Source organism: Streptomyces sp. NPDC096176 (assembly GCF_044763255.1).
GTDB lineage: Bacteria > Actinomycetota > Actinomycetes > Streptomycetales > Streptomycetaceae > Streptomyces.
Genome location: NZ_JBIWFV010000017.1, coordinates 1 through 20,898, shown reverse-complemented (window position 1 = coordinate 20,898; position 20,898 = coordinate 1). Strand labels below are relative to the sequence as shown.

Genomic DNA, 20,898 nt, shown 5'->3' with positions numbered 1-20,898 from the left:
CGCGCACGCCCCTCACGGCGCCGTCGTCTCGGCGATGATCATGTCGGTCACCGCCTGCAGACCGCCCTCGACGAGAGCCCGCCGCTGCCGGTCGGCCGGGGTGCCCTGCTGCAGAAGTCGATGGACGAGCGAGACCACCTCACGGGTGTCGCCGGCGGCGTCCAGAGCGGGCGTGATGTGCTCCATCAGCATGGCGACGACGTCACCGGCGTTGCGGCGCTCGCCCGTCGCGGTGATCAGATGACCGTTCAGCCCGTGCCGGGCCGCCTGCCAGTTCGCCGCCTGCACCACCTCGGGCGGACCGACGAGCACCGGCGCACCCGCCTTGGTCTCGTGGATGGCCGTCGTGACCAGCGCGCGTACGATGCCGGCGAACATGACGGCCTCGTCGACCCGCAACTGCACGTCGGTACACCGGACTTCCAGGGTCGGAAAGCGGTCCGAGAGCCGGGCCTGCCAGTACAGCTGCCCCGTGTCGGTGATGATCCCGCTGCCCAGGAGGGTTTCGATCCGCTCCTTGTGGTCCGCGAGGTCCCTGAAGGCGGGCGGCGGTCCACTGACCGGCCAGCGGCCGAAGATCACGGTCCGCCAGCTGGCGAACCCGGTGTCCTGCCCGTCCCAGAACGGCGAGTTCGCGGACATGGCGACGAGCACGGGCAGCCACCCGCGCAGCCGGTTCATGACGGCGACCCCGACTTCCGGGCTGGGCACGGCGGCATGGATGTGCATCCCGTTGACCAGCTGTTCGGCGACCAGCTGCGGCGCCTGCAGCCGTATGGCGCGATAGCGCGGCTTCTCGGTCACCGGTGCCGACACCGCCCCCCGTCGCGGAGGTGTCGCGCACGCCGCGAGCCGGCATCCGTTCGCCTCGGCGGCAGCGCCGACCGCATGCCGCATGCGCAGCAGATGTCCGCCCGCCTCCTCCAGCTCGGCGCAGACCGGGGTGGCGACCTCCACCTGCACCTGCAGCAGCTCCGTCTGCAGCTCGTCCTCGCCGAGGATCGGTCCGAGACCGACCGCCGCACGCACCTGATCCGCCCGCGGCACCGGCAGTCCGGTGTCCGCGTCGAGCAGCAGGTATTCCTCTTCCACCCCTAGGGTGACCGGCTCCATGGGGTCAGTCTCGCGGCGCGAACGGCATGATCGGCCAAGGACACGGAGCATCGCCCGAAAGACGTCGCCGAATGACTGTCCTGGCCAGCCGGGAGAGGGGCCTCAAGCCTGTCCCTCAGGAGAGGAGCCTCAGCGTGTCACCGCACGAGGACCATGTCCCTGCGGGTGTTGTTCAGGCGTCGGCCGCCGTCCTCCGTCACCGTCACGATGTCCTCGATCCGCACACCGAACCGGCCCGGCAGATAGATCCCCGGCTCCACGGAGAAGCACATGCCGGGCACGAGCGGCTGCCGCTCGCCCTCGATCATGTACGGCGGTTCGTGCGTGGTGACGCCGATTCCGTGGCCGGTCCGATGGATGAAGTACTCGCCGTACCCGGCCTCCGTGATCACGCGCCGGGCCACCCTGTCCACCTCCTGGCAGGCGATGCCGGGACGTACCGCCCGCACGGCTGCCTCCTGGGCCTCACGGACGATGTCGTGCACACGCCGCTCCTCCGCGGTCGGTTCGCCGACGTGGACGGTGCGTGACGTGTCCGACCCGTAGCCGTCCTTCAGACCGCCGAAGTCCAGGACGACCATGTCCCCTTCCTCGATGACGCGCTCACCGGCCTCGTGGTGCGGGTTCGCGCCGTTGGGGCCCGAGCCGACGACGGTGAAGTCGACCTGCGAGTGCCCGAACCGGCGCAGCGATTCCGTGAGATCAGCGGCCACGTCCGCCTCCCGGCGGCCCGCGAAGGGCACCTTCTGGATCTCCTCGTACGTGGCGTCGGCCGCCGCCCCGGCCGCCGTCAGCCGTTCCAGCTCCGCGCGGTCCTTGACCGCTCGAAGCATCGGCAGGGCGGCGGTCAGCGAGGCGTACGAGGTGTCCGGCAGTGTGCGCTGCAGCTCCAGCAGGTGCAGCGCCCACGCGTTGTCGCTGATGCCGAACCGGCCGACCTGGGAAAGGAGGCCGGCGGCGGCCTCGTAGGGGTCCTGTCCGTCGCGCCAGCTGTGCAGGGCCAGCGCCCCGGCGCCCGCGGCCTTCGCCGCGTCAGGGGCTTCCAGCGCGGGGACGACGAGCGCGGGGTCACGGTCGGCAGTGAGGACCAGCAGCGTGAGCCGCTCGGTTGCCGCGGGCGGCTGGTATCCCGTGAGCCACACCATGTCGGGGCCGGGCGCGACCAGCAGTCCGGCCAGTCCCGCGTCGGCGGCGGACCACGCCGCCCGTGCCATCCGGGCGCGGTAGTCGTCAGCGGTGAACGCGGCGGTGTCGCTGGGCAATGTGGTCTCCCTGGGAGGTGTGGACGCGCGGAGTGAGCATCGCCTCGGAGAACGGGTCGGGCAAGAGGAACGCTCGAACACACGCGAGCTCGACGACCACCGGTCCTACCGCCACGGGGCCGGGTGGCCACGGTAGCTGTTCGGCGGACGGGCGCAACGGCGGCCGACCAGGGCCGGGCGGTCGTGCCGCGTTCGCTGCCGCTGTTCCCGGGTAGGGGCCGCTACGTGAGCTATGTGAACCCCGGCGGGGAGTACTCGCGCGACAGCCGCTACATCACCACCCGGATCACACGCGACGGAAGCGACGGATTCCCGGTCGAGCCCGGCCGCTACCGCCTGGTGGTCAGCCGCGCCTGCCCGTGGGCGAGCCGGGCGGTGATCGTACGGCGGCTCCTCGGGCTGGAGAAGGCGCTGCCGATGGCCGTCGCCGGTCCCACGCACGACGAGCGCAGCTGGTCGTTCGACCTCGATCCCGGCGGGCGGGACCCGGTGCTCGGCATCGAGCGGCTCCAGGAGGCGTACGTGGCCCGTGATCCCGGCTACGACCGGGGCGTCACGGTGCCGGTGATCGTCGATGTGCCCAGCGGCAAGGCGGTGACGAACGACTTCGCGCGGATCACGATCGACATGTCGCTGGAGTGGGCGGCCCATCACCGTGAGGGCGCTCCGGCGCTCTACCCGCCCGCGCTGCGGCCGGAGATGGACGCGATCAACGAGGTGGTCTACAAGGACGTCAACAACGGGGTGTACCGGGCCGGCTTCGCCGGGTCGCAGGAGTCGTACGCCGCAGCGTACGAGCGCCTGTTCGCCCGGCTCGACCGGCTTTCAGAGCGGCTGAAGGTGTCCCGCTACCTCGTCGGCGACACGATCACCGAGGCGGATGTGCGACTGTTCACCACCCTCGTGCGCTTCGACGCCGTCTACCACAACCACTTCAAGTGCAATCGGCAGAAGCTGTCCGAGATGCCGGTGCTGTGGGCCTACGCGCGAGACCTGTTCCAGACACCCGGCTTCGGCGACACGGTCGACTTCGACCACATCAAGCAGCACTACTACGTGGTGCACCGCGACATCAACCCGGCCGGGATCGTGCCGGCCGGCCCGGATCTCTCCAACTGGCTGGAACCGCACGGCCGGGCGGCGCTGGGCGGGCGCCCGTTCGGCGACGGTACGCCGCCGGGTCCGGTCCCGCCCGAGGAGGAGGTACCGGCCGCCCACGGGCCGCGGACCGGCTGACCCGGCGGCCTGAACCGCAGGCCCCCCGCTGCGCCGGTCAGCCCGTGCGGCCTTCGCCGGTGCTCAAGGGTGAATGCGGGCGCCCTTGAGTACCTTGTCGACCGCGTTGCGAGGTCCGTACACAGCGAGACCCACCAGATCCAACTGGTCCCTCTGCACTGCCTGTACCGCCGCGCGATTGTCCCGGTCGTTGCCGGTGGCGAAGAGGTCGGAGGTGAACACCGCCCGAGGAAGCGAGCGGGACAGGGCGCGGCCGTGCGCGGCGGTCAGCGTCTCCTTCGTCCCCTCGAAGACCAGGACCGGCTGGCGGAACATGGGCAGATACGGGGTGCCGTCGGCGTCGGCGTACGGTTCGCCGATCACCTCAGGGCGCTGTGACCCGAGACCGCTGACCAGGAACGCGGTCACGTTCAGCCGCTGCCAGGACTCCAGATCCCCGCGGAGCAGCACGGCGATCTTGGTGTCGAACCGTACAGGGGTGGTTTCGCTCATTGTCATGCTCCGAGACTGCCAACCGCCTCGCGACACCTTCTTGTACGTTCTTGGCATGGTGGTACGGCAAGAGGTCTCCGCGTGGCGCCCGCAGATCCCGGGTGTCGTGGAGGTCTTCCACGCCCATTTCACCGAACACGCGTATCCGATGCACGTCCACGACGTGTGGACCCTGCTCATCGTCGACGACGGCGCGGTCCGCTACGACCTGAACCGACGCGAGCACGGGACGCCCCACGACACCGTGTCCCTGCTCCCCCCGCAGGTTCCGCACAACGGCTCGTCGGCCACCTCGGAGGGCTTCCGCAAGCGCGTGCTCTACCTGGACCTCACTCAGCTGGACGAGAGGTTCATCGGCCCGGCCGTGGACGACCCCGACATGAACGACCCTCTGCTGCGCCGACGCGTCGGGCAGTTGCACGCGGCCTTGTCCCGCAGGGGCGACGAACTGGAAGCGGAGAGCCGTCTCGCTCTGGTCGGGGAACGGCTGCGCAGCCGCCTGCGGCCCCGGCTGGTCGCCGACGCACCGGTAGCCGGCCGCGGGGTGGCTCAAAGCCTGCGGGAGCTCCTCGACGAACGGCTGCTCCACGGCGTGAGCCTGGACGAGGCCTCGAAGCTGGTGCATGCCCATCCCACGCACCTGGTGCGGGCGTTCACCGCCGCCTTCGGCATCGCCCCGCACCAGTACATGATGGCCCGCCGGATCGACCGAGCCCGACGGCTCCTCCTCGACGGACGGCCTCCCGCAGAGGTCGCAGCCGCGGCCGGCTTCTACGACCAGTCGCATCTGACCCGGCACTTCAAACGGCTCGTGGGCATCACCCCGGGGCGCTACGCCTCCAGGGTCCCTTCCCCGGGGCGGGGGGCCGTCGGGGCGAAGCCCTCGGCGACGCGCAGGGACAGAGCGCCCGCATAGGCACAAGATCCGCAGACAGGCCCGGTCCGGGTCCGCGTCGACGGCTTCCTGGACGAAGTGCTCGTGGGCCCGGCGCTCGCCACAGCCCCAGCAGGGAGAGGACGCCGCGTCACCGAGGCGAGGACACGATCCGCCTGAGATCGCCGGTCACGGTGTTCAGCCAGTGCTCCAGATCGACGTCGGCCACCGTGCCGGCCCCCGGCGGCAGTCGCACCGGGGCCAGGGCCGCCTGCTGCGGCCGCTCACCCGACTCGCTCAGCGTGCCGACGCGCCGCATCGCGGCGGCGACGCGCTCGGCGGCGGCGTGCGCCCAGCAGGCCGCCCTGTCCTCGGCCCCCAGCGCCGACCCGTCCAAACGCGGCAGCCAGTGCGCGCCGGTCAGGACGTGGTGTGCGGCGAGGAGCACGGCGTGCCAGTCCCCGGAGGAGCCGCCGGTGTCTCCGGGCTCGCTGCGGTACTGCGCGAACGCGGCCTCGGCCAGGTGCCACCGGTGCAGGGCCAGACCGGTCGCCTCGGCCGGGACCTGCGCCGGCCGGTCGGCGAGCACCGCGGAGACCGTGGCCGGGACCAAGGGCGCGGTGTCCCGCAGCAGCGCGGCCATGTTGCGGCGCATCTCGTGCCGCGCGCCGGCCGGCCAGGCGAGCAGGCCGCACAGCAACCCGATCGCGCTACCCGTCAGCACGTCCAGCATCCGCACCTCTGCGATCTGCCACGAAGCGGGAGCGAGCTGGGCGAACGCGGAGGACACCACGAGAGTGAACAGCCCCTGCGCCCAGGCGACCCCGAACAGCGGCCCGAGCGAGAACGCGGCCAGCATCGCGGGCGCGAGCACCACCGCGTACGTGCGGGGATCATGGCCGACGGCGTAGAGCAGTGCCCCGGCGGCGAGCGCACCCAGCAGCGTGCCGATGAGGGCCCCGCGGACCGCGGTCCATGTGGCGCCCGCCGTCGTACGGCCCAGGGTCAGCACGGCGAGCAGGACCCAGAAGCCGTGCGCCAGATCGAGTGACCCCGCGACCAGACGCGCGGCGCCGAGGCCGACCGCGACACGGACGGCGTTCTGGAACGCGACGGACTGCAGGTTCGCGTTCCCCGCCAGCCGACGCGCCCACAGTCGGAACGTGGAGGTGTCGGCATACCAGAACAGCTCGCGCGGCGGGACCGGCGGCGTGCGTTTCCCCTCGATGCCGACCGCCGCGGCCACCTGTGCGATGCGGGCCGAACCGGCAATGGCCAGCACTTCCGACTGGGCTCGCAACACCGACGTCGGGACCCCCGGCGGCGTGGCCGCTGCTCCCACCCGGTCTGCCTGGAAGCCGAGGATCGCCTCCTCGAGTGACAGGCCCGTGCGGGCCCCGTGGCGCGAGTGCAACGCCGCCGCCGTGTCCGCGCAGACCCCCGCGACCACCCGCAGCAGGCTGGCCGACGCCGGATCGACGCCGGAGCCGGGCCGACCCGGCGGGCTCTCAGCCAGGTCGGCCAGCTGGTTGAGCAGCCGCCTCGTGCCGGACCCCGCCTGTGACAAGGCGCGAGGGGAACGGCCGGCACCGGACGGCCGTTCCACGGGGGGCACCTGCGAGGGGCGCAGCGCGACGCCCAAGGCGCGCAGCCGGCCGGCCCCCGCGGGATCGAGCCGCCCGGCGGCCGCGTTCGCGGCGGCGTACGACGCGGCCGACAGAGCGTCGGCGAGACGTGACCGGTACGACGCGGCGGCTGCGGACGGCATCAGGAAGCGTTCGCACAGCGCGAGCAGCAACGTGCCGATGGTGAGACCGACGATCCGCTGCCAGAGCGTTTCCGGAGCGTACGGCGGGAAGCACGCCAGGATGTAGAACAACTGCAGCCCTGGCGCCACCCCCGCCGACCGCGGCCCGCCGACGCCCGCGAACGCCAGGACAAAACCCACGACCAGCATGCCGATCACGGCGGTGGCGGTGCTCACCGCCAGAGCTGTCCCGAGGCCGGCCAGGACGATGCCGACGGGCAGCGCCCGCACGAAGACGGCGGCCCGCTGCCGCCCTGAACCCGTCACGCGGGACAGAACGCCGAGCGCCACCGGCGCGAACAGCGCGTACAGCGCCATCTCGTGCTGGTGGAACACGTACACCAGCGGGTAGAAACCGGCTGACGCGGCGAGTGTCACGCGCACCGCATGCCGCAAGGTCTCCGCGCGCTCCGGCCCAGCCCGTCCTTCCGGCATGAGCGCACTCCTCTCCGCCGGAGACCGGCGAGACCGGCGACACCGCCCCGACTCGTGACGACGGCGGATGTGTACCCCTTCTCCCATTCTCGGGACGCTGCCCGCCCGCGCCTCGCGACACCGCCGGTCGGCCTTCCGGCGCGGCGCGCTGCGCACTGCGCCAGGATCTGCCGCCGTGGGCAGAAAACGCATGGGGAGACCGTGAACGCTCACACGGGTACAGAAACAGGCGCTTGCGCCGGTCCTGCACCCGCGCCTGCCCCGCAGGCTCTCGGAGCATGGTGGTGGAGTTCTGCCCAGCGTCTATCGCCGTGGCTTGATCGGGTGCATGCTGTGCCCACCTCGCCTGCGGCTTGCCGCATGACCGGGCGGGGCGCGCCCCCTCCCGGCTCCCCACGGGAGGCAGGCGCATGCCGTCAGACGGCGGCCCGGCCACAGAACCTCGAGCATCAGGCATTCCCGGAGCGGCGGGCCACGGCGAAGGCTTGCCCCGGGCGTATGGAGTGCGACCCCTCGCCAAAAGCCCGCTCCTCCGGGTGGCGCTCAACGCAGACGGAGCACGCTTTTGACACCGGCGTGGCCGGCGGGCCACAGACGCGACGGACGGGATGCGGTCAGCCTGCCTGTCACCCACCCGATCGCTCGCCGGCGCGGTGACCTTGCCGCGACAGAGCACGTAGTCGATGTGCTGGGAGAGGGCGGAGACACGCGATTGCGCAGGTCGGCGCCCTGGCAGCAGATGAAGCCGCGGCCGCGGCCTCGGTCGGCGGTCCCGGCGTCGGCGGAGCCGGGTTTGCGGCCTGGGCGGCGGTCCCGGCGTCGGTGAAACCGGCGGCCAGGAGATTGCCTTATGTTCGCGCTGCCGTCACCTGAACGCCGCGCGTGGCGGATCTTCAATCGTCCGAACCCCATGGTCCCGGAGATCCGGATCCTCGGCCCGCCGGGGCGGGAGCGTCGCTGCATCTTGTAGAGCGGGTCCTTCCACCCGGCGTGCAGTTCCTCGACGTCGACGATGGCGTCGCGCGGGACCGTGATTTCGGCCCTGCCGGTGCCGAGTTGCCATTCGATGTCAACCACCGGATGCTCGAAGACCGCCCGGGACAGGTCCAGATACACTCGTCCGAATGCGGAGTGGACCTTGAGGATCCGCAGTACCCGCCATGCGCCGCGCCGCCGGATCCGTCCGCTGTGGGCGGCAATTGTGGACGTGGTGCCCGCATTCTCCGGCGGGAGCGTGGCCAGAGCCGACGTGAGCTCGCTGTGCGTCTCGGCAGTGAGCGCCTGGTGGAGGGCTGCGTCCATCTCCTCGTGCGAGATGTGCCCCTCGGCGTACGCCTCCTGCAGGTGCAGCACCGCCGTGTCGCGGACGTCTTCGCCGATGCGGACGCGGCAAGGTTCTGGGTGAGCCAGGAAATTGACGGGTCGGACGGACCGTCGGGTACGTGCGCGGCCGCCATGCGCGGGTCGTCAGCAGCAGTCGCCCTCCGCCGCGCCCGCGACGGCTTCGAGACGGCAGAAGCAGGACGCGTTGATCGGTACGTCCGCCATGGCGGACGCCAGCTTCAATTGCTGGGCCACGATCTGCGCTTCCGCTGTTCTGCCCAGGCGCAGGAGACACTCGTGGAATCCGTGCAGCGCCCATACGTTGCAGGGGTGTTGGGCAGGACGCGGCAAGGTGTCGTCGAGGCCCAGGTCGGCCCGGTACACGGCCTCCGCCTCTGCCACGCGTCCCTGCTCGAGGAGGAGTGCGCCGTACGCGTGCCGGGTGGGTTGCATCCATCCCCACGGCTCGTCGTAGGGAAGGGTGTCGTCGAGTGTGATCGACCGCTCCAGCGCGGCGAAGGCCGCGTCGTGGTTCCCCTTGCGGTACTCCAGTTCGCCGTCGAGCATCTCGGACGCGATCGCGAGGATGTCGACGCAGGTGTTGTTGAACAGCATGCGGGACTCGGGTACGCGGGAGACGGCCTGACGGAACAGTTCGCGTTCGGCCTCCGCCTCGGGGATCCGGCCGGTCGCCGAGAAGGCGACGCCGCGGGCGTAGTGGAGCATCGCCGTGGTCGCGCAGTACAGCTCCGGGTCGTCGGGCAGCGGCAGTTCCAGGATGTCGGACCAGCGGCCGAAGCGGATGAGCACGTGCACCCGCATGGCGAGGAAACCCTCCAGCCAGTCAGCCATGGGCGGACTCTGCACCCTCAGCAGTTCCTCGGGGATGGAGGCTTCGAGCTGTGCGGCGGTCTCCAGGGCGGTCGCCGACCGACCGAGGAACATGGCACCGTAGATCTTGAAGTGGTAGTTGTGCGATCGGTACAGGGTGTAGAAGTTCATCGCGCCGGCCCGCGCGTAGTACTTCTCGTCGGCGGCGATCGCGGTGGTGTTGTCCGACACCACACGCCGGTAATCGCCGCAGAGCACCTCCAGGTGTGTGGGCATGTGCTGCAGGTGCCCGGCGTCGGGTACGAGGCCGCGGAGCCGGTCCGCGACGGGCAGGGCGGCCTCGGGGGTGGGGGACATCTCCATGAGGTGGATGTACATGTGCAGAAGTCCGGGGTGCGTCTTTCCGGGCCCGGTGCCGATCGCCCGCTCGAGGACCGCCTTGGCCTCCAGCGTGCGCGAGCCTGCCGCCGGCAGCCCGGTCCGCAGGTCCCACAGCTGCCAGGGCGTGAGGTTCATCTGTGCGTCCGCATGAAGTGTGGCGACATCGAGGTCGTCGGGAGCGAGTTCGTACACGGCGCGCATGCTGTCGGCGTAAGGCTCGTTCCACACCGAGCAGTCCTCGACCGCTTCCGCCTGCGGATAGCGGTGCCGCAGCGCTCGGATCAGGGCCTGCTCGACGGGAGTGGCGCCGGCCGCCTTCTCATGAGCGCGTTCGACGGCCGCGTGGGTACGCTCGACGGTCCGGACCAGGTCCTCGCCGTCGAAGAACTCCCAGGGCTTGTTGTAGTTCGGACCGAGGGCGTAGGCGATGCCCCAGTAGGCCATCGCGCAATCCGGATCCGCCGCGGCGGCGGCCTCGAAGCAGGAGACGGCCTCCTCGTGGTGGAAGCCGTACGACCAGAGCAGCCCGCGGTCGAACCACATCTGGGCGGACGGGGAGGACGTCGTCACGGGGCGGGTGTGGGTGCCGAGGTCGTAGTAGTCCATCCGTCGCTCCTGAAGGTACGGTCCGGTCGGCCAGGTGGTGCTGACGAGCCGCTCGGCCGGGCCGGGCATGTGAACGCGCCGTGACCGGCACGCACTGTCCCAACGTGATGAAGGCCTCCGGGGACACCTGTAGCCCGAGGGTAGAACCGATCTCGCCCGGCCGGGAAACGGGCGCGTGAGGGCGCCTTCCGCGGGCACGTCGTGGGCCCGTCCCGTGGGGCGGGTACCTGCCCGACGTTCTCAGGGGAGCCGTCCGTGACGGCACTGGTGGCACCGGCGTGGAAGCAGCCGTGCTGCTGGGCCACCTCGGGACGGTCCGGGAGACCATGAGGCAGCGGGCCATGCGTGCGCTGCGCCTGCGCAGGGCCTCGAGGATGAGGCGTGTCTGTGAACTTGTCAGCCCGACGTGGTCCCTGCATGCTCGGCCGCTGGCCTCCCTGCCGCGATGAGTTCCGGCCGGGCCGCGAGTCTGTTCTGGTGCCGTCGTAGAACGTCGCACGGCGGTGCCCGGCACGAGACACCACGGAGGACACCATGACGACCACGCCGGACGACCCGACCACCGCGCTGCCCGGCCGCCCGCCCGTGGTCGCCCTGGCCACCTGGCAGGCCGCCCGTGACGAGCTGCTGGTCCGCGAGAAGGCCCACACCCGCGAGGGCGACGCCATCGCCGCGGCCCGACGCCGGCTGCCGATGGTGGAGCTCGACGGGACGGTCGAGGTCGTCGGATCCGATGGGCCGGTCCCGTTCCTGGACCTGTTCCAGGGCCGTGACGAGCTCGTGGTCTACCAGCACATGTGGTACGACGGCGCGCCGCACCAGGGGCAGTGCGAGGGCTGCACGACCACGGCCTGGCACGTGAAGGACGCCGTCTACCTCAACGCCCGCGGCGTCTCTTTCGCCGTCCTGACCACGGGCCGTTGGGACGAGGTTGCCTCCTACGTCGAGTTCATGGGCTACACGCAGCCCTGGTACTCGGTGCGCGACGTGGAGGCACCGGTCGGCGGGGAAATGGGGCACATTTCCTGTTTCCTGCGCGACGGCGACCGCGTGTTCCTCACCTACTCCACGACCGGCCGTGGCAACGAGCCGGTCAACGGATCCCTCGGCCTGCTCGACATGACGCCCTACGGCCGCCGCGAGGCATGGGAGGACAACCCCGAGGGCTGGCCCGAGGCTCCTCAGGCCGACTCGCCGGTCGGTGGGCACGGCTCGCCGATCTGCTGGTACTGGCGCACGGACGCCGACGGCGTCGCCACCTGGGGCCCGACCAGCCGGCCGGTGCCGCAGTGGACCCGCCCCGGCGCGACCCCCGTGGAGACCCTCGGCCGGCACGGCCACGACCACTGACGCGCCGCGGCCGTAGGGCGTCGGTTCTCGATGCCCCGCCCCTCGCGATGTCAACCCGGCACTGAACACCGATTCGGAACGCAGCAGTGTGTCACGAGGCTTCTCACCCCCTGACGAGGTTCTTCGACAACGGCTCCGACCGGAATCCGGGGAGAGACCCGACGCCAAGCCCACAGCAGCCACCCCCACGATCGATGCGCGCGGGCCCGCAAGGCGGCACCCTCGGCCGCTCCTTCGTCGGCAAGGGCGGCACGGGAACGTGCCCAGGGGACGGTGGGACCCGGCCCGAGGCGACGGCCCTCGGCGCCCGCCCTGCTGTGCCGGTTACACCCGACCGCTGCCCGGTTACAGATGGCGGGTATCCCGCGGCCGAGGGCGGCCGCAACCGGACCTGGAGAGGACCACACGGACATGGAGCACGGCGGGAATGTGATCGAGGAGCTGACCGAGGAGCACCGGGAGATGGAGGCGTTGTTCGACCAGGTCCAGGACACTGCCATGGATAACGGGCGGCGCCGTGAGTTGGCGGATCGGATGACGATCGAGTTGGTGCGGCACGCAGTCGCCGAGGAGGACTACCTGTATCCGGCGGTACGCACGCACCTCAAGGGCGGCCGGCAACTGGCGGACAAGGAGATGGTGGACCACGCGCTTGTCGAGCGGCTGCTGAAGGACCTGGAAGACACCGACCCGGGCAGGACCAAGTTCGAGCAGACGATGATTCGGCTGGTGGAGGCGGTCAACGAGCACGTCCGGGACGAGGAGGACCGCCTGTTTCCGATGCTGCAGGCCGCCTGCTCATCGCAGTTGCTGCAGGAGCTGGGGGAGAAGGTGCGAGCGGCAAGGGCCGAGGCGCCCACCCACCCACACCCGGCAGCTCCGGCCAAGCCTCCGGCGGACAAGCTCCTTGGGCCCGGTGCGGGCCTGGTCGACCGCGCCCGGGACATGCTTACCGGCCGCGGCCGGTAAGAAACAGAACGTCCCTCATGCGGGACGGGTGGCGCGGGGGCACGGGTGGACACTACTCTCCCGGCCTCCGCGACCCCGACAGCCGTCACCGTCGATGTGGGCGGTACGGCGGCAGAGGCTGTACTGGTGCCGCTAGGGGCGCCGGTGGCTACAACGGCGGAGGCCCGGGCGGAGGCGGACCTACCAGTCCCCTTCCCCATGGCACGGGAGCTCTACCCAGTGAACCCGGCAGACGAGGACATGACCAACGGTCCTTGGCTGTACGGCCTCATGGACGACTGGCAGCAGTTGCCCGGCTGGAGCGGTCGCAGACCCGGCACGACCGCGGACTGCGAGGTCGTCCTTGCTCAGGCGACGCTGGCAGTGACCGAACACCTCGGCACAGCCCCTGAGCGGACGGTCCTGTCAGCCGCGGCCGTAGCGTGGCCCTCGCCGGCACTGACGCACCGCATCTGGCGTACCACCACCCATGCCCTGGTACTGGGGCCGGCATCCGACAACGGCCCCTACGGCTACCTCACCCACCTCCAGCTGTCCTATACCCCTCTCACCTGCGCGCCCGACCTGCCCCCCGAAGGGGACGCAGACGGCCTGGCCAAATGGATCAGCGCGCACGTCGACTGGTAAGAACCGGCCGCGCACGTCGACTGGTAAGAACCAGACAAGCCCTTGCCCCTCCTCGGGCGAGCGTCACTGGTACACCGGACTCCTCCGCCTCGACTCCTGGAGCACGCAACCGCTGCCGTCATCGCCGGACGCCTTGTGCACTGCCGTCGCGTGGCCGGGGGTCAGTGACGCTTTCCGTGTCGCCAGAGAACGTGAACGACACGGATCACCGCAAGAACTGCAGCAGCCCAAGCCCCGGCGACCAGGAGAAATTTCTCGACGGCTGGAGGAAGGTGCCAGACAGCGGCCGGACCGGCGACTGTCGCAAACACGATCGCGGCGAGAAAGCATGCGCTCAGCAGTGCATAGCCGATTTCAACAGGGATATCGCTTCGTTCGGCCTGGCTCCGTCGTCTCGTCGTCATGGCTGAAGAATTGCACCGGGGCCAACTGGTAGTCCAGGAGGTCAGCCGGCCTTGGCTGGGTGCTTCGGCTCGGGCCCTGTTGCTGGCGAGGCGGTGGCGCCCGCAGGGGCCGTCGCCGGCGCGACTGCCGCCCACGTGATGACGGCCGCGCTCTTCTTCTCAGGTCTGCTGGACCAATTGGTGCCACTCGTGGCCGCAGCCACCGGTGCAAAAGCGCTCCCGCCGCCGGGTGTCCGCGATGCCGAGCAGTGCGACCGGGAGACCGGAGGCCTTCGTCAGCTCGTACTCGGGAAGCGGGACCCCGGTCTTGTGTGTTTCTTGCGTGAGCATGACCGCCGGGGTACGCGTGGGTCGGATGCCGGAACGGGCGATGCTTTCCGCGGCGTCGGCAGCACCAGCACGCGCTTGCCGGCAGAACGATTCCAGCGTGCGCAAGACGTCACGCCGTTCCTCCAGCGGCAGGACTTCGCACCACCTGACGCGTCCGGCAGCGAACGCAGCCCCTGCGCCAGTTCGTTGAGGATGATCTCTTGCGGCCGCAAAGGTCCTCTCCTGTCCCTCTGACTGACGTGAGCGGCAGACCCGACGCTTGCGCCGTTACGCATCGGCGACATCCGACTGACCAGTGGCTTGCCGCTGCGGCCTCAGCCGCAGACCAGTTCAGGTGACATGTCGCCGGCGCCCTCGCACAGCTCCACACACAACCGGCCCCGCACGGCGCCCGCGGCATGCTGTGCGCCAGCGCTTAATCGGTTGTACCGCTCTTTAGGCTGATTGGGTGACCAAGACTGATCTCAAACTGTGGCAGGGCATCCACGCTGCCGACTTCGCCGTCCCTTCCGACCGGTCTCTCGAAGCCCTGGTGGACGAACTCGCAGAAGCCCTGCGCGACCCCGACCCGGAGATGCGGGACGGGGTCCCGTACGTGGTGTTGCGGACGTGGATCCAGCGAAGCGTGATCGACGGGCACCAGGGGGCACGGCTGGGTGCGGTGATGGCGGAGCGGTTCGGCGATCCCGACATCCAGGCCCGGACCTTCGCTCCGCTCGTCCTCGACATGCTGGTGGGACGGGGGGACTTCGACCCGGCATGGCTCGCTGCCTTCTCCGGCTGGTATTCGGCCGAGCAAGACCTGCGCGGTCACGATCCGGTTCTGGGCTGGCTGCACGCAGTCGCTCATGGCGCCGACCTGCTGGGCAGCTTCGGCACCCACCCGGCCGTGCGGCCCACGGACATGCTGGCCCTGGCAACGGCACGCCTACTCGCTGACACCGACTACGTCTTCGCACAGCAGGAGGACGACCGCCTTGCCCAGGCGATCGCCCTCATCCTGACCCGCCCCGAACTCGACGAGGACCAGGCCCTCGCCTGGTTGGATCCCGTCGAGAACGACTTCGGAGGCCTCCCCTCCGGCCCGCTTCCCGCGCACGCCGCCAACTGCCTACGGACGTTGCGCACGCTCTATCTCCTGGCTGACCTCGGCGTACGGCGCTCCCACGAAGCGGCACCGGTGGTACTCCCGCACCGCGACGCTCTCAAGCGGCGTCTGGTCGAGGTGATGGCACCGGTGTTCCAGCACGCTTGAGCGCCCGCTTCCTCAGCTTCCGTACCTCTCGCGGGCCGGCACTGCCCGGTTGCTCAGCTTCAGGTCGACCAGTGGCCCGCACACGGCGCCATCACGCACCTGCCCGAGACCATCCGCCCCGTGGGCTGGGCGGCGCGGCCATTGGACGCGGTCGGTCTGGGTGTGTCGGGGGAGAAGACGCCGGACGGATGAACCAGGCACTTTGATGAGTTTGAGAATTGACGCTCCATCGCACAATGTGAATTCTTGGGCGCACCCAAAGAACCCGCGTTCATCAGGCGAGGAAGAATGCAATCCATTTCGAAGTGGAGCGTGGTGGCAGCAACGGCGTTGTCGCTTGCGACTCTCGCCGGTTCCGCCTCTGCGTCCCATGAGCCGTACCCCCTGGACTGGGGCATGGACGTGAAGCGCAAGGAAGTCATCAGCCTGACGTCTACGGGCACAGGAACCACGGTGGTCGACAACGGGACACCTGGACGCGGGATCGGTGATCAGATCATCATCACCGCGAATCTCTTTCGTGGAGGTGTCAGCCATGGCACCGAGGGCGCAGTGTGCACCCGAGTAGCAGCGCAAACCACTCACTGCACAGGCACTTTCAGCCTTCCGCGGGGGCAGGTGACGTGGCAGCACCTGCAGACCACCCCTGCCGGCGCTCCGCCCAGCGACTTCGATCTCGCCATCACCGGCGGCACCGGCGCGTACGCCACTGCCCGAGGTCATGCTCACGTCGCCAGCATCTCTGAGTCCGGCGGAGCCCTCACCCTCTATCTCGTGCGCTGACCTGGGGTGATGCCCCGGTCAGCGCAGGGACTTGGTGGGCTGGCGGTGCCGGGAGCGCGGATTCAGTCACGGGGGCGCCTGGCAAGGCTTCGCAGACTCGCTGTGCGCTGCTTGCCTCCTTGCCTGTCGGCGCTGCGCGCCTTTGGGGCAGCGCCGACGCCCGCTGGGGGGGCGCCCCCTTTGGGGCCTCCGAGTGCTCCGCTCCTGGCGGGTCGAGTGCGGTCTGGCTCTCTCCACGGGTCGTTCTCGTGAACTCGGCTTGCAGGTGGATCATCGAATGCCTTCCGGACCGCTGGACAAACGCTGGCTTTGCAAGTGAGCGCCGCGAGACACCTGGCGCGGGCGGTGTGGTCGCGAAGTCGGACGGCGCCAGCTTCTGCCCGTACAGGGCGTCGCCGCCGACAGGCGCTGTCTCCAGGGGCCACGGACCTTCCGCTCGCCGGACGGATCGTTCGGCTCGTCCCGGTCCACCAGCGACGCAGGCGGCGCTGCCGAGGCCCGACGACGGACGTCGCCAAAGGCGAGATCCAGGCGGAAGACGAGTTCGTCCACCGGCCAGTTGGGAGCCTTGAAGGCCAACGGCTCGCCTTGGGCGGCGGGGCGCCGGCGGACGTGGGCCTGTACCCGGTGCGCGCCGGTGCACCTGCTCGGCCCGGTCCGGGTGGCGGGCGCGGCGCTGTCGGCGGCCGCGGGCCGCAGTGTGGAGACGTCGGGCGCGGCGCTGCTGCAGCGCGCCGCCGGGGTGAGCGCAGCTGACGTTCGGGATGGAGCATGCCTACCACTCGCGCTACGAACTGTGCGGCAGCCAGGGCCGCCTCACCGTGGACCGCGACTTCACTCCGCCGGCCGGCCGGCCGGCCACCGACCACGCCTGCTGCTGGAGAACGCGTCCGGCAGCCGCACGATCGACTTTCCGGCCGACGACCAGGTGGCGGCCGCTCTCGCCGCGTTCACCGCGGCGGTCGCCGGCACGGCGCCCGCAGTCGACGGCGCACACGACCTGCTGGCGCAGGCGGACGTGCTGTTCGCGATCCGCCGGGCGGCAGCGAAAAACGGGGCGCCGCCGGGCAGTTGAGGCGTGACAGGATGACCGCATGTCGGCTCAGGTCTGGGGATCCCTCATATCGCTCGGCGGCGTGGCGCTGGGCGGCACACTGTCCTTCCTCGTGCAGCACGCGACGCAGCGGTCGGCCGAGCGCGCGGAGCTGCACCGCCAACAAACCGCCCTCGCGGAGAGCCGGCGCACCGAACGCCTCGCCCTGCTGGAGCGGTTCGTGGGGGTGGGGGCGGAGGCCGAACGCTGCGCGTTCTCCCGTCCCTCGCACTGGGAGGACACCGACAGCTGGGCGGTGACGACCGAGGACGTGATGAACCGGCTGTGGGTCGCGGAGCGGATGATCCGCCTCCAGTTCCCGCTGCCGGTGTACGACGCGGCTCGCGCGTACTTCCTCGACCTCAACCGGACCGTGTGGGAGGGCCTGCCCGACGGCGAGAGCGTGCGTGACTACCTCGAGGACAACCGGCTGACGTTCCTCGACGCGGCCAAAGAGGCGATCGGCTAGCGGCGGGACTGCCGCGGCGCGGCCGACGGATCAGCACGGCCGGTCCGTACGGTCGTCGGCGGCGTGCTCTGGCTCCGCCGTGGCGGTGTCGGAGAGCAACCGGGCGGTTGCCGCGCCGGCCCGCAGGGCGTGCGCGTCCGCGGCGGGCACGCAGTGGCCCGCTGCGGCGTCGTAGGCGCACATGATGACGCCGGCGTGGTCGGTGGTCGGCTCGGTGAGCCGGACCGGCCAGTTCCGCTGCCGCAGCGCGGCCTGCAGCCGACGGGAGTGCCGGCTGTCCACCTGAGCGTCTGCCGTACCGTGGACGAGTGCCACGGGCACCTGCGGCAGGCCGGGCACGGCCGGCTCCTCCAGCGGTGCCACTCCGGTGGTGCGGGCCGGGCGGGTGTAGTCACCGGCGACGGCGACGATCGCGTGCGGATGCCATCGCGGCAGCACGCCGGGGCGCAGGGCGACACCGACCGCGGCGCCGGCGCCGGCCGACCAGCCGGCCAGCACGATGCGGTCGCCGCTGACACCGAAGTCGGCCGCGTGGTCGCGGACGAACGCGAGGGACGCCAGTAGATGCGACCGGCCGCCGTCCGGGCCGTCGGGGCGCCAGTCCGGCACGAACACCGTCACCCCGAGTGCAGCCGTCGCCCGGGCGAGGGGGGCGAGGACACGGCGCTCGTCCGGGCCGATGCCGTGCCACAGCAGCACGCCGGCCCGGCAGGGGGCCGTGGTGGGCGGCGTGTGGACGTCGAGGAGCTTTCCCCGGGCGGGGCCGGACTCTGCGTAGGTGACGGTTCGTGGTGCGGGCGGCGCGGGATTTATCGGTTCGGCCATGACCGCCATTCAAGCAACGCGCTCTGCCCGCCCGCTCGGCCGGGTTCAGGCCCGGGACCAGGGCCTCCACCGCGGGGTGGATCTCGGACGGGCCCGGCAGGGCGGCGAATTCGGCGGCGAGGGTGTGGGCGCGCTCCGAACTTCACGGGCCGCGCCGGGTTCCGCGGCGACGCGTTCCCGGCCCGCGTGGGTGCTGAGGATCTCCAGCGCCTGGTCCTCCGCGGGAAGCTCCACCTTCAACGGGTGGCGCCTGGTTCTTGAGACTCCCGCGAAGTGCATCTCGGGCGCTGGTCGCCGTCGGCCGGTGGCCACACCGGCGTCCGACAGCCCTCCGCCTGCCGAACGGGAAGAACGGCCTGTGCGCTGTCCGTCTCGGTGGACACTCTGCGTGCCCAGCACCACCAGGGTCGGGTCCTCTGATCGGCGGGCCCTCTCACGGACCTGGCAGCGCAGGAGTTCATGGATGACCTGGTCGGTCCCGTCGTCCCGGCAGGCGGCGAAGTAGTAGTACGTCGCGCTCTTCGGCGGCAGGTCGTGCGGGAGGTAGGTCCACTGGCAGCCGGTCCGGCCCTGGTAGAGGATTGCGTTCACGATCTCCCACATCACATAGGCGCCCTGGTGCCCGCTGACCGAGTGGTGCCGGTCTTTCCACGTTGTGATCACCAGCTGGATCAACGACCACTGCCCATCCGATAGGTCGCTTGGGTACGGCTTGCGTTCACTCACTCCGCCACACCAACAGATCACCGGCTACGGGCCAGCGGATTCCGCCCGCACTCACACCATCAGGCGAGGACAGACATACTCAAAGACTCATGAACCGACCTCTAAGAGGGTGATTCACCCCGGCCAGGCGTCTCGAGACGGTTGAAGCCGGCGAGGCGGGGCGAGATGACGAAGGGGAAGGATCCGCCGTCGGGGGTCTTGAGGGCCGCCACGATGTCATGGTCCGGCGCACCGAATATCTCGAAGTGCTGCACGGTGCAGTGCTCCATCACCTCGCGGATGTACGGATCCGACAGCCGCCAGTGAGCACGGATGGCATCGGAGTCGCGGTAAAGCTGGAAGCTGTGCGCCAGCATCCGCTCCTCGTCGATGAAGACCTCCACCATGAGCTGGGGGCCGTGCCCTTGAGCGAATGTCACCGCCTGCGTGATGGCGTGCCGGAAGCCGTCGAGGTGGCCGTCGGTGATGCGCATGGTGTTGCGGAAGAGAATGGTGCTGCTGTTTGTGATCTTCATGCGCCGAGTGTTGCACCTAAACCAAGGTTGAGGTCGAGGGTGCAAGTCATCCGGGGATATCGGCGACGATGCTGAGGTTGATGAAGAAGCCCTGGCGGGTCGGTTCGCGCTCTTCTCCGGCGCGGAGGACCGATCAGCACCTCTCACCCAAGTTTAACGATGAACCGGACATCAACTCGCAAACCGCCTCTTAGTCCCGGGCTCCAATCGGGGTTGCCCCGTACCTGTCGTGGTAGTTCCACCAAAGATACGGCGGCGTCTGCGGGTAGCCCTGCGGTGAGTCCTCCCATTCCTCCTGTCGTCCAAGCGCCGTGATGTCGAGGTAATTCCAGGTGTTGCCCATCTGCTCGTCGCCTCGGTCGGACACGAAGTAGGTGCGGAAGATCCGGTCGCCGTCGCGGATGAATGCGTTGGTCCCGTGCATCTGGTCGACGCCGAAGTCGGCGTCGAAGTCGTCAGTCAGGGTGTACCAAGGGATGAGGTGCCATCCCATGCGCTCCTGTAGCCCGCGAATGTCGGCCTGTGGTGCACGCGACACGAATGCCAACGTCGTGTCCCGCGCGTTGAGATGTGCTGGGTGCGCCACTTGGTCGGCGAGGAACGAGCAGCCGGCGCACGCCCGCTCCGGATACGAGCCGCCCGTCGACGGATACGTCGTCACATCAGGCGCGTAGAACGCCCGGTACACAATCAGCTGTCGACGACCCTCGAACAGGTCGAGCAGGCTCAGCCCGCCGGCCGGGCCCTCGAACCGGTACTCCTTGTCAACCGCCATCCAGGGCATTCGCCGACGCTTCGCGGCGAGGGCGTCACGCTCCTTCATGAGCGCCTTCTCTTCGACCAGGAGTTCTTGTCGAGCCGCCTCCCACTCTTCGGGCGAGACGATCGGCTGCAGAGTCATGGGGTTCCTTGAGTTTCAGTCGAGAGTTCGGGTGTCAGCCTGGTCGTCACCGCAGCACAGCGCAGAGTGCGATGACCGCCCCATCGCGGCAGCCGACGAGCGGACAGGGCCGCACTGGGGGGTCGACCAGCGCGACCATATCGTCGGCCATCCTGTGATGGCTGAAGGCATCCCGGGGCAAATGAGACGACTTCTTAGAGGTCGTTTTCGCCTGGACTGCCCGTGTATCCAGCGATTTTCAGACCGCCGGGTTGTGGTGCTCGTGCTGCTGGAGATGCGCGTTGATTCTTG

General features: G+C 70.1%; 19 protein-coding genes and 2 pseudogenes. 9 read left to right on the top strand and 12 right to left on the bottom strand.

Annotated features, from left to right (window positions below; translation table 11 throughout):
- Positions 1–12: 12 nt before the first annotated feature.
- Both ACIQ7Q_RS31855 and ACIQ7Q_RS31850 read right to left on the bottom strand, forming a co-directional pair.
- The gene (locus ACIQ7Q_RS31855) at positions 13–1,113 is read right to left on the bottom strand and encodes a glutamate--cysteine ligase (protein ID WP_403869872.1); all 1,101 of its coding nucleotides are present in this window, start codon (positions 1,111–1,113) and stop codon (positions 13–15) included.
- Positions 1,114–1,250: 137 nt separating this feature from the next.
- Positions 1,251–2,327, bottom strand: a complete 1,077-nt coding sequence (locus ACIQ7Q_RS31850) for an aminopeptidase P family protein (RefSeq protein ID WP_403870064.1) — start codon at positions 2,325–2,327, stop codon at positions 1,251–1,253.
- A gap of 282 nt (positions 2,328–2,609) precedes the next feature.
- Between ACIQ7Q_RS31850 and ACIQ7Q_RS31845 the strand changes: the two genes are divergently transcribed.
- Positions 2,610–3,611 carry a glutathione S-transferase family protein gene (locus tag ACIQ7Q_RS31845; protein ID WP_403870061.1) on the top strand — a complete coding sequence of 334 codons (1,002 nt, stop codon included), beginning with the start codon at positions 2,610–2,612 and terminating at the stop codon, positions 3,609–3,611.
- 63 nt (positions 3,612–3,674) lie between these two features.
- On the opposite strand, the gene ACIQ7Q_RS31840 is transcribed toward ACIQ7Q_RS31845, so the two are convergent.
- Positions 3,675–4,103: a DUF2000 family protein gene (locus tag ACIQ7Q_RS31840; protein WP_403870058.1), complete on the bottom strand. Its 429-nt coding sequence runs from the start codon at positions 4,101–4,103 to the stop codon at positions 3,675–3,677.
- A 55-nt stretch (positions 4,104–4,158) separates the two neighbouring features.
- On the opposite strand from ACIQ7Q_RS31840, the gene ACIQ7Q_RS31835 reads away from it, so the two are divergent.
- Complete coding sequence (locus ACIQ7Q_RS31835; RefSeq protein WP_403869869.1) at positions 4,159–5,019, top strand: AraC family transcriptional regulator; 861 nt, start codon at positions 4,159–4,161, stop codon at positions 5,017–5,019.
- A 109-nt stretch (positions 5,020–5,128) separates the two neighbouring features.
- Here ACIQ7Q_RS31835 and ACIQ7Q_RS31830 read toward each other — a convergent pair whose 3' ends face one another.
- From ACIQ7Q_RS31830 to ACIQ7Q_RS31820, 3 genes and pseudogenes are all read right to left on the bottom strand, one after another.
- A complete protein-coding gene (locus ACIQ7Q_RS31830; protein WP_403869866.1) occupies positions 5,129–7,219 on the bottom strand; it encodes an FUSC family protein in 2,091 nt (696 codons plus the stop codon).
- A gap of 873 nt (positions 7,220–8,092) precedes the next feature.
- A pseudogene (locus ACIQ7Q_RS31825) lies at positions 8,093–8,629 on the bottom strand (DUF1707 domain-containing protein); the annotation flags it as partial.
- A gap of 57 nt (positions 8,630–8,686) precedes the next feature.
- Positions 8,687–10,360, bottom strand: a complete 1,674-nt coding sequence (locus ACIQ7Q_RS31820) for a tetratricopeptide repeat protein (protein ID WP_403869863.1) — start codon at positions 10,358–10,360, stop codon at positions 8,687–8,689.
- A gap of 534 nt (positions 10,361–10,894) precedes the next feature.
- Here ACIQ7Q_RS31820 and ACIQ7Q_RS31815 point away from each other — a divergent pair.
- The 3 genes from ACIQ7Q_RS31815 (at position 10,895) to ACIQ7Q_RS31805 (ending at position 13,306) form a co-directional block, all read left to right on the top strand.
- Positions 10,895–11,710, top strand: a complete 816-nt coding sequence (locus ACIQ7Q_RS31815; protein ID WP_403869860.1) for a DUF899 domain-containing protein — start codon at positions 10,895–10,897, stop codon at positions 11,708–11,710.
- 411 nt (positions 11,711–12,121) lie between these two features.
- A complete protein-coding gene (locus ACIQ7Q_RS31810) occupies positions 12,122–12,679 on the top strand; it encodes a hemerythrin domain-containing protein (protein ID WP_403869857.1) in 558 nt (185 codons plus the stop codon).
- Positions 12,680–12,898: 219 nt separating this feature from the next.
- Positions 12,899–13,306, top strand: a complete 408-nt coding sequence (locus ACIQ7Q_RS31805; protein WP_403869854.1) for a hypothetical protein — start codon at positions 12,899–12,901, stop codon at positions 13,304–13,306.
- Between the two features lie 161 nt (positions 13,307–13,467).
- On the opposite strand, the gene ACIQ7Q_RS31800 is transcribed toward ACIQ7Q_RS31805, so the two are convergent.
- Both ACIQ7Q_RS31800 and ACIQ7Q_RS31795 read right to left on the bottom strand, forming a co-directional pair.
- Positions 13,468–13,710 carry a DUF6332 family protein gene (locus ACIQ7Q_RS31800; RefSeq protein ID WP_403869851.1) on the bottom strand — a complete coding sequence of 81 codons (243 nt, stop codon included), beginning with the start codon at positions 13,708–13,710 and terminating at the stop codon, positions 13,468–13,470.
- A gap of 159 nt (positions 13,711–13,869) precedes the next feature.
- A complete protein-coding gene (locus ACIQ7Q_RS31795; protein WP_403869848.1) occupies positions 13,870–14,145 on the bottom strand; it encodes a DUF5958 family protein in 276 nt (91 codons plus the stop codon).
- A 343-nt stretch (positions 14,146–14,488) separates the two neighbouring features.
- Between ACIQ7Q_RS31795 and ACIQ7Q_RS31790 the strand changes: the two genes are divergently transcribed.
- The 4 genes from ACIQ7Q_RS31790 to ACIQ7Q_RS31775 all read left to right on the top strand — a co-directional run bounded on the left by ACIQ7Q_RS31790 (position 14,489) and on the right by ACIQ7Q_RS31775 (position 17,640).
- Positions 14,489–15,295, top strand: coding sequence for a DUF2785 domain-containing protein (locus tag ACIQ7Q_RS31790; RefSeq protein ID WP_403869845.1), 807 nt, complete (start codon positions 14,489–14,491; stop codon positions 15,293–15,295).
- Between the two features lie 396 nt (positions 15,296–15,691).
- Positions 15,692–16,078, top strand: coding sequence for a hypothetical protein (locus ACIQ7Q_RS31785; RefSeq protein WP_403869842.1), 387 nt, complete (start codon positions 15,692–15,694; stop codon positions 16,076–16,078).
- A 796-nt stretch (positions 16,079–16,874) separates the two neighbouring features.
- Entirely contained in the window at positions 16,875–17,153 is a 279-nt protein-coding gene (locus tag ACIQ7Q_RS31780) for a hypothetical protein (RefSeq protein ID WP_403869839.1), read from the top strand.
- 19 nt (positions 17,154–17,172) lie between these two features.
- The gene (locus tag ACIQ7Q_RS31775; protein ID WP_403869836.1) at positions 17,173–17,640 is read left to right on the top strand and encodes a hypothetical protein; all 468 of its coding nucleotides are present in this window, start codon (positions 17,173–17,175) and stop codon (positions 17,638–17,640) included.
- 30 nt (positions 17,641–17,670) lie between these two features.
- Here ACIQ7Q_RS31775 and ACIQ7Q_RS31770 read toward each other — a convergent pair whose 3' ends face one another.
- From ACIQ7Q_RS31770 to ACIQ7Q_RS31755, 4 genes and pseudogenes are all read right to left on the bottom strand, one after another.
- Positions 17,671–18,465 carry an alpha/beta hydrolase gene (locus ACIQ7Q_RS31770; protein WP_403869832.1) on the bottom strand — a complete coding sequence of 265 codons (795 nt, stop codon included), beginning with the start codon at positions 18,463–18,465 and terminating at the stop codon, positions 17,671–17,673.
- A gap of 375 nt (positions 18,466–18,840) precedes the next feature.
- Positions 18,841–19,191, bottom strand: a pseudogene (locus ACIQ7Q_RS31765) (transposase); the annotation flags it as partial.
- A gap of 101 nt (positions 19,192–19,292) precedes the next feature.
- Positions 19,293–19,706, bottom strand: coding sequence for a hypothetical protein (locus ACIQ7Q_RS31760; RefSeq protein WP_403869829.1), 414 nt, complete (start codon positions 19,704–19,706; stop codon positions 19,293–19,295).
- A gap of 190 nt (positions 19,707–19,896) precedes the next feature.
- Positions 19,897–20,607 (bottom strand): DUF899 domain-containing protein, encoded by a 711-nt coding sequence (locus ACIQ7Q_RS31755; RefSeq protein WP_403869826.1) that lies wholly within the window; start codon positions 20,605–20,607, stop codon positions 19,897–19,899.
- Between the last annotated feature and the right edge of the window lie 291 nt (positions 20,608–20,898).

Coding starts and splice junctions, on each gene's coding strand:
- ACIQ7Q_RS31775 (WP_403869836.1), top strand. CDS start 17,173: ATGTCGGCTCAGGTCTGGGGATCCCTCATATCGCTCGGCGGCGTGGCG.
- ACIQ7Q_RS31835 (WP_403869869.1), top strand. CDS start 4,159: ATGGTGGTACGGCAAGAGGTCTCCGCGTGGCGCCCGCAGATCCCGGGT.
- ACIQ7Q_RS31840 (WP_403870058.1), bottom strand. CDS start 4,103: ATGAGCGAAACCACCCCTGTACGGTTCGACACCAAGATCGCCGTGCTG.
- ACIQ7Q_RS31810 (WP_403869857.1), top strand. CDS start 12,122: ATGGAGCACGGCGGGAATGTGATCGAGGAGCTGACCGAGGAGCACCGG.
- ACIQ7Q_RS31820 (WP_403869863.1), bottom strand. CDS start 10,360: ATGGACTACTACGACCTCGGCACCCACACCCGCCCCGTGACGACGTCC.
- ACIQ7Q_RS31755 (WP_403869826.1), bottom strand. CDS start 20,607: ATGACTCTGCAGCCGATCGTCTCGCCCGAAGAGTGGGAGGCGGCTCGA.
- ACIQ7Q_RS31855 (WP_403869872.1), bottom strand. CDS start 1,113: ATGGAGCCGGTCACCCTAGGGGTGGAAGAGGAATACCTGCTGCTCGAC.
- ACIQ7Q_RS31760 (WP_403869829.1), bottom strand. CDS start 19,706: ATGAAGATCACAAACAGCAGCACCATTCTCTTCCGCAACACCATGCGC.
- ACIQ7Q_RS31800 (WP_403869851.1), bottom strand. CDS start 13,710: ATGACGACGAGACGACGGAGCCAGGCCGAACGAAGCGATATCCCTGTT.
- ACIQ7Q_RS31770 (WP_403869832.1), bottom strand. CDS start 18,465: ATGGCCGAACCGATAAATCCCGCGCCGCCCGCACCACGAACCGTCACC.
- ACIQ7Q_RS31850 (WP_403870064.1), bottom strand. CDS start 2,327: ATGGCACGGGCGGCGTGGTCCGCCGCCGACGCGGGACTGGCCGGACTG.
- ACIQ7Q_RS31830 (WP_403869866.1), bottom strand. CDS start 7,219: ATGCCGGAAGGACGGGCTGGGCCGGAGCGCGCGGAGACCTTGCGGCAT.
- ACIQ7Q_RS31785 (WP_403869842.1), top strand. CDS start 15,692: ATGGACGTGAAGCGCAAGGAAGTCATCAGCCTGACGTCTACGGGCACA.
- ACIQ7Q_RS31815 (WP_403869860.1), top strand. CDS start 10,895: ATGACGACCACGCCGGACGACCCGACCACCGCGCTGCCCGGCCGCCCG.